Raw genomic sequence first — 15,313 nt, 5'->3', positions numbered from 1 at the left:
ATGGTCGGTGCATTACCGGCTTTTTTTACGCCTAACTGAGTTGTGCCATGTCTAAATTAAAACAATTATTGTTCCCCGAAAACCGTCCGCCAGCTATATTGGCTCTAGCCGACGGTCGTGTCTTTCATGGTTTTTCCTTTGCTGCCACAGGTAGTCAAGTGGGTGAGGTGGTATTTAATACTGCCATGACCGGCTATCAGGAAATTCTGTCAGACCCTTCTTATGCCGGTCAATTGGTGACCTTAACTTATCCGCATATCGGTAATACCGGAATCAACACTTTTGACAATGAGTCGCCCAAAGTTCAAGCGGCGGGGCTCATTGTTCGTGAGTATCATGAGGAAGCCAGTAGCTGGCGTAGCCAAACCCGGTTAAGTGATTATTTAAAAGAACAGGGCATTGTTGCCATAACCGGTTTGGATACCCGAGATTTAACCAACCATTTGCGTGATCACGGCGCCATGAAAGCTTGTATTGTGACCGGCGATTTTAATACCCCGATTGATGAACAAGCAGCCATAAAAAAAGCACAAGATTTTGCGGGGTTAGCCGGTCTGGATTTGGCCAAAGAGGTGACTATTGATAATCAGCAAAAATGGCAAGAAGGCCGTTACGATCTGGCCTCGCAGAATTTCAAACAGTCAACAAACACACCGTACCATGTGGTTTGTTATGATTTTGGTATTAAACAGCAAATTGTGAGAATTTTGCATGATTTGGGTTGTGACATCACTTTGGTACCGGCACAAACTTCGGCCGCCGAAGTATTGGCAATGAAACCCGATGGTGTGTTTATGTCCAATGGCCCGGGTGATCCGGCGGCTTGTGATTATGCCATCACCGCTTGTCAGGAGTTACTGGCTGCTGATATACCCTTTTTTGGTATCTGTTTGGGACATCAAATTTTAGCCCTTGCTTTAGGTGGTGAAACTGAAAAAATGAAATATGGCCACCATGGTGCCAACCATCCGGTCATGGATGTGGCTACTAAGCGGGTCATGATTACCAGTCAGAATCACAGCTTTTGCGTTTCTGAAGACAATTTACCGGCTGAATTAACCGTCACCCATCGTTCATTGTTTGATCACACCATACAAGGTTTTCGCCATCGAAGTAAACCGGCTTATGCTTTTCAGGGACACCCTGAGGCCAGCCCTGGTCCACATGATGCCTTACCCATTTTTAATGAATTCATAACTGCCATGACAAGCTATCGACAACAACAGGAGAATGCCCATGCCTAAGCGCACTGACATTAAGCGTATTTTGGTTATCGGTGCCGGCCCCATTGTTATTGGCCAAGCCTGTGAATTTGATTACTCCGGTACTCAGGCCTGTAAGGCCCTGAAAGATGAAGGCTATCACGTTATTTTGGTGAATTCGAATCCGGCCACCATCATGACTGATCCTGAAACAGCCGACCAAATATACATTCAACCCATTACCTGGCAAACGGTGGCAAAAATTATTGAGCGTGAACGTCCCAATGCCATTCTACCGACCATGGGCGGGCAGACCGCATTAAATTGTTCGTTGGATCTGGTCAGCCAAGGGGTGCTAGAGAAATTTGGCGTTGAAATGATTGGCGCTTCCCGTGAGGCGATAGACATGGCTGAAGACCGTGAGCAATTCCGAGTGGCGATGCAAGAAATCGGTCTGGAAGTGGCTCATTCGGCCATTGTTCATGATATGGAAGAAGCCAGAGAAGTACAAAAAACCATCGGTTACCCGGTGATTATCAGGCCTTCATTTACCATGGGCGGTACCGGCGGCGGTATTGCTTATAATTTAGAAGAATTTGAGAACATCACCCGTGAAGGCTTACGTTTATCACCAACCACTGAAGTATTACTAGAAGAGTCTTTATTGGGTTGGAAAGAGTTTGAAATGGAAGTGGTGCGTGATAAGGCGGATAATTGTATTATTATTTGCGCCATTGAAAATCTTGACCCCATGGGTGTGCACACCGGCGATTCCATTACTGTGGCACCGGCACAAACGCTCACCGATAAAGAATATCAAGTGATGCGTGATGCGTCATTAGCGGTGTTGCGTAAAATTGGCGTGGAAACCGGTGGCTCTAATGTGCAATTTGCCATCGATCCTGACAGTGGCCGCATGATAGTTATTGAGATGAATCCGCGGGTATCTCGGTCATCGGCTTTGGCATCCAAAGCCACTGGTTTCCCCATTGCGAAAGTGGCGGCTAAGTTGGCTGTGGGTTACACCTTGGATGAACTGGACAACGAAATTACCGGAGACACCATTCCCGCCTCGTTTGAACCATCCATTGACTATGTGGTGACCAAAATTCCACGTTTTGCATTTGAAAAATTCGCCGGCAGTGTTGATCGCTTAAGCACCCAGATGAAATCGGTGGGCGAGGTCATGGCCATTGGTCGAACCTTCAGTGAATCATTACAAAAAGCCTTACGTGGTATGGAAATGGGCTACAGCGGCTTACAGCCGATGGTCACAGCCGAACAAATGGCACAAGGCTTTGATTTGAATAAAGAAATCAGAGAAGCTTCGTCACAACGGTTGTTTTATGTAGCTGATGGCTTTCGGCATGGCTATTCTTTAACAGACATTCACCGTTTATCGAACATTGATCCCTGGTTTTTACAAGCCATTGAGCATTTAGTTAAGGTAGAACAGTCCTTAACCGATACGGCCATTAATGAATTAGATGGTAAAGATTGGTTGGCCATAAAACGCTTGGGCTTTTCAGATGATCGCTTAAGTCAGTTATTCAACTGCTCAGAACAATTGGTTCGAGAAACACGACTATCCTACCAAGTGAAGCCGGTTTATAAACGGGTGGACTCTTGTGCCGCCGAGTTTGCATCACCAACGGCTTATTTTTATAGCAGCTATGAACAACAGTGTGAGGCGAGACCTTCTGATAACCGCAAAATTATGATTTTAGGTGGTGGTCCCAATCGCATTGGTCAAGGTATCGAATTTGATTACTGTTGCGTGCATGCCTCCATCGCCCTTAAAAAAGCCGGTTTCGAAACCATTATGGTGAACTGTAATCCGGAAACTGTGTCCACTGATTACGACACATCTGATCGGCTTTATTTTGAATCACTGACATTGGAAGATGTGTTGGCGATTGTTGATGTGGAGAAGCCCGAAGGTGTGATTGTGCAATATGGCGGCCAGACACCCTTAAACTTAGCGGAAGATCTGGCCAATGCCGGGGTACCGATTATTGGCTCATCACCTGAGTGTATTGCCCGTGCAGAAGACCGCGAGCAATTTAAAACCATGCTGAATAAACTGAATTTAAAGCAACCGCCCAATGACACGGTCAGTTCCATTAACGAAGCTTTAGAACGTGCCGACGCCATTGGTTTTCCGTTGGTGGTGAGACCATCTTTTGTACTCGGTGGTCGTGCCATGGAAGTGGTTCATTCAGTGACTGAATTAAGCCGCTATATGCAAGAAGCGGTATTGGTGTCAAATGATTCACCGGTGTTGTTAGATCGATTTTTGGACCACGCCATTGAGGTGGATGTGGACATCATTAGTGATGGTCATGACGTGTTGGTGGGTGGCATTATGGAGCACATCGAGCAAGCCGGTGTTCATTCAGGCGATTCAGCTTGTTGTATTCCGCCATTTACTTTGAGTGATGAGATTCAACAAGAGCTGATCAGGCAATGTACCCTTATGGCGAAAGAATTGAATGTGGTGGGCTTAATGAACACCCAGTTTGCCATTCAGGGTGATAACATTTATATTATTGAAGTTAACCCACGGGCTTCGCGAACAGTGCCTTTTGTGTCTAAAGCCACGGGTTTACCACTGGCGCAAATCGGCGCATTGTGTATGGCCGGCATCAGTCTCAAAGAGCAGGGCGTTCAACCACGTTTGAAACTAAATCACTATTCAGTCAAAGAACCGGTGTTTCCGTTTTCTAAATTTCCGGGTGTTGATCCTATTTTGGGGCCGGAAATGCGCTCCACCGGTGAAGTCATGGGAACCGGTAAATCATTTGGTGCTGCGGTGGCAGCCTCAAGAATCGGTGCTCATGTTAAGATACCTCAAGTGGGCAAAGCTTTTGTCAGTGTTCGAGATGCCGATAAAGATAAATTGGTGCCATTAGCAAAACAATTGAGTGCGTTGAATTTTGAACTGGTGGCCACACATGGTACCTGTCAGCTGCTTAGAAAAGCCGGTGTCTTTTGTGAAAGTGTCAACAAGGTCATTGAAGGTCGGCCGCATATTGTGGACCGTATTAAAAGCCAGGAAATTGATTTTATCATTAACACCACAGAAGGTGCCCAAGCGATTGCAGATTCAGCTTCAATTCGGACTGAAGCGCTGAAACAAGGTGTGCATTACAGCACCACATTAGCCGGTGCCGCCGCCACCATAGCTGCTTTTGAGTATGTTAAAAACCCGGAAATTTACGCACTCAGTGAATTACATGACGCATAAACATGACTATTAAGGAGTTAACATGAGAAAACCCATTACCAAAAAAGGCGCAGAACAGCTCAAGGCTGAACTGAAGCGTCTTAAAAACGTTGAACGACCGAAAATTATTGAAGCCGTCGCGACTGCCCGAGATCATGGTGATTTGAAAGAAAATGCCGAGTACCATGCCGCCCGTGAGCAGCAATCCTTTAATGAAGGTCGCATCGGTGAGCTTGAGAGTTTATTAGGCCATGCAGAAATTATTGATGTCAGTAACTTAAATGTTGGTGATAAGGTTGTTTTTGGCGCCACCGTGGTGTTAGAAGATGAAGACACTGGTGACCATGTGACTTATCAAATTGTGGGTGACGCGGAAGCCAATATTGATGAAGGCAAAATATCCATCAGTTCGCCCATTGCGCGGGCTTTGGTGGGTAAAAGTGTCGATGATGAAGTGCATGTCCAAGCCCCGGGTGGTGAAAAAACCTATTTCATCGAAGACATTCAATATATTTAGCCTATTCCTGAAATTGTGGTTCGTATTAATCGTCGAGATATTTCTAACGAACCGTTACCGGGCGGCGAACACCTGCCGCCCTTAATTCAACGCATTTACCGTGCCCGCGGTATCAAAGATGCCAGTCAAATTGAATACAGCTTAAAACACCTCAGTCACGCCGATGCCATGCCCGGTATTGACCAGGCTGCTACATTAATTATTGAGGCCATCGGTCAGCAAAAAAAACTATTTATCGTCGGTGATTTTGATGCCGATGGTGCCACCGCCACGGCTTTGATGGTGCGGGTTTTGCGGCAATTGGGGGCCGACAATATTGATTATATGGTGCCAAACCGGTTTGATTACGGTTACGGTTTATCCGAAGGCCTGGTGGATGAACTGGCCAAACATGGCTGTCAGTTTATTGTTACTGTAGATAATGGCATCAGCTCCACAGAAGGTGTTAAAAAAGCCCAAACATTAGGCATGCAAGTGGTGATCACCGATCACCACTTACCGCCGGCCACATTGCCTCCGGCCGACGCCATCGTTAATCCCAATATGAAAAATAGCGATTTTGGCAGTCCGGCTTTGGCAGGTGTCGGGGTGGCTTTTTATTTATTAACACGGGTTATTCGTCAATTAAAAGATGTCGCTGATTATGCGCATCTTTCGACAGCAGGCGTGTCGCTCAGTAGGTACCTTGATTTAGTGGCTTTGGGAACGGTGGCTGATGTGGTGCCGTTGGATCACAACAACAGAATTTTAATTGCTGCCGGACTAAAACGTCTGCGACAAGGTACCGGAAACTGTGGTTTGTTGGCTTTGTGCCGAGCGGCCGGCAGCGATTATAGCCGTGCCGATGCTCAGATGTTGGCTTTTATGTTAGCGCCTCGTTTAAATGCCGCCGGTCGTTTACAAGACATGCAAGTTGGTATTGAATTATTGCTGACTGAAGACCCGGACCGCGCAGATCAACTGGCGCAAGAGCTCAACGTCATTAATAAAGAACGCAAAGCCATTCAAGCCAATATGCAAAACATGGCTGATTCAGTGATTAAAACCTTAAAAAAAGACCATAAATTAAGTGCCGCTGTATGTATTTATCATAGCCGCTGGCATCAGGGCGTGGTGGGCCTATTGGCATCAAAAGTCAAAGAATACACCCAACGACCGGTGGTGGCTTTTGCTGATGAAGGTGAGGACTCACAATGGGTCAAAGGTTCTGCACGAAGTATTGACGGACTCCATATTCGTGATGCGCTGGTGGCAGTGGATCGTGATAATCCGGGTTTAATTAAGAAATTTGGTGGCCATGCCATGGCAGCCGGCTTAACCTTAAAAAAAGACCATATGGCTGAATTTAAAAAACAACTGTGCCAAGTGGTCAACGACTGGGTGGATAATCTACCGGATCATCAACAAGTTGACAGTGACGGCGCAGTCCCGGTGGAGGATTTATCATTATTTATGGCACAGCAATTGGCGGATGCCGGCCCTTGGGGTGCCGCTTTTGAGCCACCTTTATTTGATGATTATTTTATTGTCAAAGAAAAGAAAGCGGTGGCTGAGATTCACACCCGACTGCGTTTACAAACCATGGATTTAAGCAAACAAATCGAAGCCATTGCTTTTAACTTTATTCCGCATCAATTCCCGGAAGTGGATGAAAAAGTGCATGTTTGTTACCAGATGCAAGTCAATGAATTTAGAAATCGGCAGCGGTTACAACTATTAATAAAACACCTCGTTTAGTATCTGCCAATTTCTCTGCTATGTATTTTAGCGTCCATTCTTTATAATAAAGGTTGTTCATTTTTATAAGCATCCATGCTGCAATATTTTGACGGTAAAAAAGATCCCATGCGTAAAGTCGATACCGCCTGGTTACGCATGGAAACACCGCATAATTTAATGATGATTACCGGCATGATGTTTTTAGATCAACTGCCGGATATTGATGTTTTTAAAACCGTTTTAGTCAAAAAATTCCTGACCTTTCGGCGTTTTCGCCAGTGTGCCAACCAAAGTAAAACCGGCTGTTTTTGGCAAGAAGACAAATATTTTGATATGGCGGCCCATGTCAGACGAGTGGCTTTACCGGGAGCGGCTGATTACCGTGAGTTACAAGATTACGTCAGTAATTTAGCCTCATCACCCTTAGATAAAAACAAACCGCTGTGGTCCTATCATATTGTTGAAAATTACGTCAAAGGCCCGGTGGTGGTGATACGAATTCACCACAGTTATGCCGATGGCATTGCCCTTGTTCAGGTGTTGTTATCCATGACCAGCATCAGTCGCGAGAAAAGTTTACAGCTCGATGCCGAGGAATCTCAGCAAGAACAGCATGAAAAACTGGATTTATTGCATCAGGTGATTAACCCGGCTAAAAAACAGTTTAATCAATCCCTCAAATTACTCAATGAAATCGCCGGCTTAGGCAAAGATGTGCTGAGTAATCCCGCTTTGCTGGAAAAAGGTGTGGGCGAATCCATTAACCTGATGGAAGAGCTGATTTCAGCCCTGGCCTTAAGTAATGACCCGGAAAGTGTTTTTAAGTCAGAGTTATGCACGCGCAAGCGGGTCGCTTGGTCCCAATCTTTGCCATTGGATGAAGTCAAAGCCGTGGCCAAAGCCACCGGAACCACCGTCAATGATGTTTTAATTGCCAATTTGGCCGGTGCTTTACGGTCTTATATGTTGGATAAGGGTGACAATCCCGATGAGAAAGTGATTCGTGCCACGGTGCCGGTCAACTTACGGCCTTTAAAGCATGCCAAAGAATTGGGTAATCATTTTGGTCTGGTGTTTTTAAACCTACCGGTGTTTGAAGCCAATCCGTTGGCACGCTTGGCTTATGTTCATAATGAAATGAATGAACTGAAAAAATCCAAACAGGCCTTAGTCACTTTAAGTTTATTGAGCTTGGTGGGCTTGGCGCCGACTGCCATTCAAAATCTGTTGTTACATCAGTTTTCTAAAAAAGCCACGGCCGTGTTAACCAATGTTCCGGGCCCGCAAGTGCCACTTTATATTGCCGGCTGTAAAATTAATAAAATGATGTTCTGGGTACCGCAAAATGGCACCGTGGGCATGGGTATCAGTATTTTGTCGTATAACGGCTCAGTTGAATTTGGCTTAATTGCGGATAAAAACCTGGTGCCACAACCGCATGAAGTGATTGCTAATTTTCCACGGCAATTTGCCCAATTCAGTGAGCTGATGATGCTGCATCCCTGGGATGGTGAAATTCACGCTGAATTATTTGGGTTCATTTAACCGTCTTTTTTAATCATTCAATTTTGTTGGCGCTGGGGTTATAATCAATGGGTTATTTTAGAGCGGAGATTTCATGCGAACCATGAGTGTTTTAATTATCTTAATTTTAGTGGTGGCAGCCATCGTGGTATGGGCTGTTGGTCTGTATAACCAATTGGTGAAAAAGAAAAACCATGTGGAGGATGGCTGGAGCGGAATCGATGTGCAGTTAAAACGTCGTTATGATTTGATTCCAAATCTGGTCAAAGTGGTCAAACAATATGCCAAGCATGAAGCGGAAACTCTGGAAAATGTTATCCAGCTCAGAAATCAAGCGAAACAGGCAGACACACCGCAGCAACAAATCAAACAAGAACAAAAACTCTCCCATGCACTGTCCGGTTTGATGGTTCAGGTGGAAGCCTATCCTGATTTAAAAGCCAACACCAACTTTCTGGATTTACAACAGCAATTACAACAAATCGAAACCGATATTCAATATGCGCGGCGTTATTACAATGGAGCAGTGCGTGAATATAATACCCTGGTTCAATCCTTCCCTTCTAACATCATTGCCCAGAAATATGATTTCAAAGAGGCTGAATACTTTGAAATAGAAGACCCGGCACACGCAGAAAACCCGGATGTTGCCTTCGATTAATACCATGCAACGACAGATATGTGTTGTCTTATTGTTGCTGTTTTCAGCGGCAGCACCGGCAGCAGAAAAAATCTTGTCCTATGACAGCGACATTACGCTGCATGTGGATGGCGAAATTGAAGTGGTGGAAACCATTCAGGTGCAGGTTGAGCACAATAAAATCAGACGCGGTATTTTTAGAGACTTTCCCACCATTTACAAAACACCCATGCTAACCAAATCCACGGTTGGTTTTGAAGTTGATCGGGTATTACGCAACGGTAATCCTGAGCCATATCACACGGAACCATTGGCGCTTGGAGTCAGAGTCTTTATTGGTAGTCAAAATAAAATGGTACCCCGAGGCTTACAGACCTATACCATTGCCTACCGAACCGACCGACAAATGGGTTTTTTAGATACCTATGATCGTTTTGCCTGGAATGTGACCGGTAATGGTTGGAATTTTCCTATTGATAAAGTGACCGCCACAGTCTATCTGCCCGACAACCTGCCCATGGCTGCGATAAAAAAGCGTCAGGCTTGGACTGGTTATGAAGGTGACGAAGAAACAAATTACCAAACTGAGATTAACAATCAAAGGGTCTTGTTCACAAGCAGTCGTGCGTTACAGGCCTATCAGGGTCTGACTTTTCAAATAGATTTCAGCAAAGGTTTTTTCTCCAATAACCGTTCGGCGATTATAGATTTTTTGAACGATAATTTATTTTGGTTATTAATGGTTGTGACCTTGCTAAGTCTGATGGTGTTTTATTGGATGGCCTGGGACCGTGTCGGTCGAGATCCGGAGCCCGGTGTTATTGTGCCTCTTTTTTATCCACCTGATGGCATGTCACCGGCGGCGGTGCGTTATGTGCTCAATGAAAAAGCAGACGGCAAAAGTTTTACCGCTGCCTTAATTAATTTAGCGGTTAAAGGTTATATCCAACTCACAAAAAAAAGCAGTGGTTACAAATTAACCCGCCAAAAACAAGACCCCAAAGAACAAGCCTCCAAAGGTGAACGATTAATCTTGCAGAAATTATTGCGATCCAGCGATTCCATGGTGATTGATAAAAAATACAACAGCAAAGTAAAAACCGCACAAGCCGGTTTAATCGCTAAAATTAAGCAAGAATACAAAGAAAAATGCTTTAAAAATAATTGGATATACGCTTTTATCGGCATGGGTATCAGCGTGCTGGTGATGCTGGCTTTATTGTTGCATCATAATCCAGGTGATCGAAGTGCTTTTGGCGTATTGGGACAAATCGCTGTGTTTGCACTGGTGATGTTTTTTATCTTTAAATCCAAACCACTCGGTTGGATACCTGTTATTGCTGTTTTTGTTTTCATGTCCAACTTAAATCTGTCAATTGAATTAATCATTATGTTGGGCTTTTTAATTGTGGTTAATCTGCTGTTTATTTACTTACTGAAAGCGCCGACACCTTTTGGTCGTGAATTAATGGATAAAATTGAAGGCTTTAAGCTGTATTTATCCACTGCTGAACAAAACCGATTGGAGATTATGCATCCACCACAAATGACCCCGGAATTGTTTGAAAAATACCTGCCTTATGCCTTGGCCTTAGGTGTGGAGAATCAGTGGTCAGAGCAATTTGCGACCTATTTAAAACAAGCCGCCTTGGATCCCGAGGAGTATCAACCCACTTGGTACAGCGGGCATAGTTTTGATTTAAGCAGTACCGGTAGTCGCAGTTTCGGCGCCATTTCAGGCGGTATGGCCAGCACCCTGTCATCAGCATCAACTGCCCCGTCTTCATCAGGCGGTGGCGGTGGATTCTCCGGCGGCGGCGGTGGCGGTGGCGGCGGTGGCGGTTGGTAAACAATTAGTCTGACTTCATTTCATGCTTTTTTAATTCTCCGCATGTTATATTAAACGTGTTAAAAATAACTCCTCATTTATATGAAAAAATTAGTTAAATGGCTTTTCGGCATTTTGGTTACGGTTGTTTTACTGCTTGTTTTAGCCGTGTTATTGTTGCCGATATTATTTGATCCCAATGATCATAAACCTGAAATTCAGCAGGCTGTACAGAACCAAATTGGTCGCGAAGTCAGTTTAAACGGTCCCATCGGCTGGTCTGTTTTCCCCTGGATAGCCATTGAACTTAATGACGTCACGGTGGCCAATGAACGTGATTTTTCAGGCGACAGTTTAGCGGACATTGGCACCTTATCTGCCCGGGTTAAATTGATGCCACTGCTTAAAAAAGACATCCAAGTGGATACCGTGGAATTAATGAGTCCCCGTATACATTTGCAGGTGGCACAATCCGGCCAGAGCAATTGGCAATCGATTATGGATCACCTGGCCAGTGAGGACGAGACCGCGCAATCTGATACCAAGTCGAACATAAAAATCAATATAGAGGGTATTAAGATATCCGCTGGCCAACTTAACTACCGCGATGCCGCCGCCGGATCCACCCTGAAACTGTCTGATTTAAACTTTTCCAGCACCGCCATAACCGCCGGTAAACCGGCTGAAATGACGCTAAAAGGTCAGTTGGAGATGGTTGAAAATAAACTATCGGCAGACTTATCCTCTGATTTTGTGGTGAACCACCTGTTGTCTGAACAGGCCATGGTGGTGGATATTAAATCACTGGCATTAGCCGGTGAGATGGATGGCATACCGCTCAAAGTCAGAACCCAAAAAGGTGGCCAATTGGATTTAGGCCAGGACAGCTTAAAAATTCCTGAAATTAATATTGAATATGCCAACGTTCGCTTAAAAACACCCTTAACAGGGACTCATTTAAGCAGCCAAACAGCCAATTATTCCGGTCAGGTCACAATCAGTTCGTTTAATGTCGCAGAATTTTTACAACAATTAGGCGGGGGTTTGGATAACCAGGCCGCTAATCAACTGTCCGCCTCAACGGACTGGTCAATGCGCGGACAAGTATTAACTTTAAATAATATCAAAGCCCAATTAGATGACAGCGAATTAACCGGTCAAGTGACCATTTCCGATTTAGAGCGCATGGCCGGTGATTTTAAATTAAACCTCAATCACATTAATCTCGACGATTATCTGCCACAAACTGAATCTGAAGCAACGGTACAAGACAGTGAAGATGCGGTTGATTTTGGCTATTTAGATGGTGAGATTACCATTGGCCGATTAACCGCCATGGGCACCAGCTTGGACAATGTTAAGTTACATATGACCACCCGTGGCAGCGAGCTCAACTTGCGACCATTAACCGCGGTTTTCTATCAAGGTTTGTTAAAAACAGAATTGACTTTGGCACCGGATAAAGTCACCGATAAACTGGTGATTAAACACAGTATGCAAGATATCCAGGCCGGGCCTCTACTGACTGATTTAATGGGCAATGGTTTTTTAAGCGGATTGGGGCAATTACAAGCAGATATTCGCGTGAGTCAGCTTTTTGCCGCTGCACCACTACGCAGCGCCAATGGTCACTTGTCTTATCACCTCAGTGATGGTGAAATTAAAGGCATTGATTTGGTGCTGATGACACAAAAGGCTTTGAGCTTATTAAATAAATCTGAGGCTGCAGAAGCCAATAAGGCTTTAGAAACCGAGTTTGGCTCGATGGCTCTAGAGGCCGATGTGGTCGATGGCGTGATTAAGACCAAACAACTGGCTTTAAAATCACCTTATTTTGATTTAATCGGGGATGTGGAAGTGGATTTGGTGGAACAGTCCATCAAAGGCACCATACAGCCGATGCTGATTAATATACCACCCGGTGTATTGGACGCGCGCTTTGAGCGCTTATTGAATCACCGCATTCCGGTGAGTTTGTCAGGTTCCATGCTGGCGCCCAATTTTGGTATTGATATTAAACAATTGTTGATTAACACCCAAAAAGAAAAAATTGAGGCTAAGAAAGAGGAATTAAAACAGGAGTTATTCGATTCGCTGTTGGGTAAAGATAAAAAATCGAAAGAAAAACTGGTTGAGACAAAGCAACAAGCAGTGGATGACAATGGCGAAAATAAAGCCATCGAAAACGCAGATGAGACCACAGACGAGACCGTTGAGAGCGAAGCACAAGAAACGCCCAAAGAAGACAGTAAGGACCGGCTGAAACGTGAATTACTTGAAGGTTTATTCAAAAAGTCTAAAAAAGAGCCTGAGCCGGATAAGTCTGAATCAGAACCAGGCTCCGAGCCTCAACCCGACACGATTTAGTTCTAACATCTGCAGCTCATAAATCTGTCCTGATATGTATTGCCGAATAGGGTTCTAGCAACAAACCTGGCTTTGGGTTACGTCATATTTTGTAGCTGCGAGGCTAGCACTTGTCTGTCACGCATCAGAAACCAATATTGACGGTTAACCCAACGACATGGATTGTTTACAGGGTTATGACTGCTTGAAAGACTCCGCGAGGGCGCAGCGATAATCTTAAAATACAGCTTCTTTAATTCGTTCAATCTCGTCACGTAAATCTGCCGCTTTTTCAAACTCCAGATCAGCGGCATGTTGCTGCATTTGTTTTTCTAACTTCTGCAGTAACTGACCCACATCTTTGGCTTTATCAAGCTTGTATTTAGATTTATTATCCGCCACTTTGAGTAATTGTTGGGGATGATCCTGCTCATACACCGCCTGTAAGTCATGAATTTTTCTGATCACCGATGTTGGGGTAATATTATGTTCTTCATTGAAATCAACTTGAATGTGCCGACGACGATCCGTTTCATCAATCGCCGTTTGCATGGCGGCGGTGATGGTATCGCCGTATAAAATCGCTCTGCCGTGAACATTGCGACTGGCACGACCAATGGTTTGAATCAGCGAACTGGCAGAACGTAAAAAACCCTGTTTATCGGCATCCAATATCGCCACCAATGAAACTTCCGGCATATCTAAGCCTTCCCGTAGCAGGTTAATGCCCACCAACACATCAAATACACCTTGCCGTAAGTCGCGAATAATCTCCACCCGTTCCACGGTGGCAATTTCACTGTGCAGATAGCGAACTTTCACACCTTGTTCCGCTAAGTATTCAGTTAAATCCTCACTCATGCGCTTGGTCAGCGTGGTCACCAGAACCCGCTCATTGACTTTAACGCGCTTGTTGATTTCCGACAATAAATCATCCACTTGAGTGGCCACCGGCCGCACTTCGATTTGTGGGTCAATCAACCCGGTTGGACGCACAATTTGCTCCACAATTTGTGCCTGGTGTTCGGCTTCGTATTTACTGGGGGTGGCGGAGACAAACACCATACGCGGCGTCCGTTCTTCCCATTCTTTGAATTTCAATGGTCGGTTATCCAAGGCACTGGGCAAACGAAAGCCAAAGTTGACCAAATTCTCTTTGCGCGATCGATCACCCTTGTACATGGCGCCAATTTGTGGAATGGTGACGTGAGACTCATCAATCACCAACAGCGAATCAGACGGTAAGTAATCAAACAAGCAGGGCGGCGGATGCCCGGGTGGTAAACCGGTTAAGTGCCGCGAATAGTTTTCGATACCCGAACAGTAACCCAACTCTTGCATCATCTCTAAATCATATAAAGTCCGCTGCTCTAAGCGTTGCGCTTCCACCAGTTTATTCTGTTCATACAAAACCTTAAGCCGTTCTTTTAATTCTATTTTGATGTTCTCGATGGCACTTAACACCCGTTCTCTTGGGGTTGCGTAATGGGATGTCGGGAAAATATTAATCTGCTGTTCACGACTGATACTGTGACCGGTGAGTGGATCAAAAAATTGTAAAGAATCGATTTCATCATCAAACAGTTCAATGCGCACCGCCTCCCGCTCTGAATCTGCCGGGAACACGTCAATCACTTCACCGCGAACCCGAAAAGTACCGCGTTCTAACACCAGGTCATTGCGGGTGTACTGCATTTCCGCCAGTCGACGCAATAAAGTGCGTTGATCAATGCGCTCACCAACGGCCAGTGAAACCAACATATTCAAATATGACTGCGGGTCACCCAGGCCATAAATGGCCGACACGGTGGCCACAATGATGACATCTTTACGCTCCATCAGTGCTTTGGTGGCCGATAAACGCATCTGCTCAATGTATTCGTTAATCGAGGCATCTTTTTCAATGTACATATCCGAAGCCGGAATATAGGCTTCGGGCTGATAGTAATCATAATAAGACACAAAATATTCCACCGCATTATCGGGGAAAAATTCTTTAAATTCGGTGTATAACTGAGCCGCCAGGGTTTTGTTGTGCGCCATTACCATGGTGGTTTTTTGCACCTTTTGAATCATATGCGCAATGGTAAAAGTTTTACCGGAACCGGTGACGCCCAGTAAGGTCTGTGCTTTTAAACCATCTTCAAAACCCTGTGCCAGTTTTTCAATGGCTTGCGGCTGATCACCCGCCGGCTCAAAGGGGCTGTTAATCCGAAAAGGTATGGTTGATTTATTTATCTGTAAATTGACAATATCCATGGTCTGATTATAACAATTTGTGACGTTACATAAGGTGAATTGCGCAAATTAT

9 protein-coding genes are annotated in these 15,313 nt (G+C 44.9%); 8 read left to right on the top strand and 1 reads right to left on the bottom strand.

Features of this window, described 5'->3' with window-relative positions; translation table 11 throughout:
- Nucleotides 1–47 precede the first annotated feature (47 nt).
- The 8 genes from carA (at nucleotide 48) to OS173_RS08755 (ending at nucleotide 13,023) form a co-directional block, all read left to right on the top strand.
- Nucleotides 48–1,244 carry a glutamine-hydrolyzing carbamoyl-phosphate synthase small subunit gene (gene carA, locus OS173_RS08790; RefSeq protein ID WP_267183908.1) on the top strand — a complete coding sequence of 399 codons (1,197 nt, stop codon included), beginning with the start codon at nucleotides 48–50 and terminating at the stop codon, nucleotides 1,242–1,244.
- Nucleotides 1,237–4,449, top strand: a complete 3,213-nt coding sequence (carB, locus tag OS173_RS08785; protein ID WP_267183907.1) for a carbamoyl-phosphate synthase large subunit — start codon at nucleotides 1,237–1,239, stop codon at nucleotides 4,447–4,449. Before carA ends, carB begins: the two co-directional genes overlap by 8 nt.
- A 22-nt stretch (nucleotides 4,450–4,471) precedes the next feature.
- Nucleotides 4,472–4,945 carry a transcription elongation factor GreA gene (gene greA / locus OS173_RS08780; RefSeq protein WP_267183906.1) on the top strand — a complete coding sequence of 158 codons (474 nt, stop codon included), beginning with the start codon at nucleotides 4,472–4,474 and terminating at the stop codon, nucleotides 4,943–4,945.
- A gap of 15 nt (nucleotides 4,946–4,960) precedes the next feature.
- On the top strand, nucleotides 4,961–6,682 hold the full coding sequence (gene recJ / locus OS173_RS08775) for a single-stranded-DNA-specific exonuclease RecJ (RefSeq protein WP_267183905.1): 1,722 nt from the start codon (nucleotides 4,961–4,963) through the stop codon (nucleotides 6,680–6,682).
- A gap of 75 nt (nucleotides 6,683–6,757) precedes the next feature.
- Complete coding sequence (locus OS173_RS08770) at nucleotides 6,758–8,209, top strand: WS/DGAT/MGAT family O-acyltransferase (protein ID WP_267183904.1); 1,452 nt, start codon at nucleotides 6,758–6,760, stop codon at nucleotides 8,207–8,209.
- Nucleotides 8,210–8,282: 73 nt separating this feature from the next.
- Entirely contained in the window at nucleotides 8,283–8,849 is a 567-nt protein-coding gene (locus tag OS173_RS08765) for a LemA family protein (RefSeq protein WP_267183903.1), read from the top strand.
- 4 nt (nucleotides 8,850–8,853) lie between these two features.
- Nucleotides 8,854–10,677: a DUF2207 domain-containing protein gene (locus OS173_RS08760; RefSeq protein WP_267183902.1), complete on the top strand. Its 1,824-nt coding sequence runs from the start codon at nucleotides 8,854–8,856 to the stop codon at nucleotides 10,675–10,677.
- Between the two features lie 81 nt (nucleotides 10,678–10,758).
- Nucleotides 10,759–13,023 carry an AsmA family protein gene (locus OS173_RS08755; protein WP_267183901.1) on the top strand — a complete coding sequence of 755 codons (2,265 nt, stop codon included), beginning with the start codon at nucleotides 10,759–10,761 and terminating at the stop codon, nucleotides 13,021–13,023.
- A gap of 216 nt (nucleotides 13,024–13,239) precedes the next feature.
- Here the strand turns inward: OS173_RS08755 and uvrB are convergent, their stop codons facing one another.
- Nucleotides 13,240–15,261, bottom strand: coding sequence for an excinuclease ABC subunit UvrB (gene uvrB, locus OS173_RS08750; RefSeq protein WP_267183900.1), 2,022 nt, complete (start codon nucleotides 15,259–15,261; stop codon nucleotides 13,240–13,242).
- Nucleotides 15,262–15,313: the final 52 nt, after the last annotated feature.

Source organism: Marinicella gelatinilytica (assembly GCF_026410405.1).
Lineage (GTDB): Bacteria > Pseudomonadota > Gammaproteobacteria > Xanthomonadales > Marinicellaceae > Marinicella > Marinicella gelatinilytica.
Note: the sequence above shows the minus strand (reverse complement) of the source record. Positions and strands in the feature narration are given on the sequence as shown.

What these genes read in the sequence shown, in the direction of transcription:
- carA (WP_267183908.1), top strand. Translation starts at nt 48, where the DNA reads ATGTCTAAATTAAAACAATTATTGTTCCCCGAAAACCGTCCGCCAGCT.
- carB (WP_267183907.1), top strand. Translation starts at nt 1,237, where the DNA reads ATGCCTAAGCGCACTGACATTAAGCGTATTTTGGTTATCGGTGCCGGC.
- greA (WP_267183906.1), top strand. Translation starts at nt 4,472, where the DNA reads ATGAGAAAACCCATTACCAAAAAAGGCGCAGAACAGCTCAAGGCTGAA.
- OS173_RS08770 (WP_267183904.1), top strand. Translation starts at nt 6,758, where the DNA reads ATGCTGCAATATTTTGACGGTAAAAAAGATCCCATGCGTAAAGTCGAT.
- OS173_RS08765 (WP_267183903.1), top strand. Translation starts at nt 8,283, where the DNA reads ATGCGAACCATGAGTGTTTTAATTATCTTAATTTTAGTGGTGGCAGCC.
- OS173_RS08760 (WP_267183902.1), top strand. Translation starts at nt 8,854, where the DNA reads ATGCAACGACAGATATGTGTTGTCTTATTGTTGCTGTTTTCAGCGGCA.
- OS173_RS08755 (WP_267183901.1), top strand. Translation starts at nt 10,759, where the DNA reads ATGAAAAAATTAGTTAAATGGCTTTTCGGCATTTTGGTTACGGTTGTT.
- uvrB (WP_267183900.1), bottom strand. Translation starts at nt 15,261, where the DNA reads ATGGATATTGTCAATTTACAGATAAATAAATCAACCATACCTTTTCGG.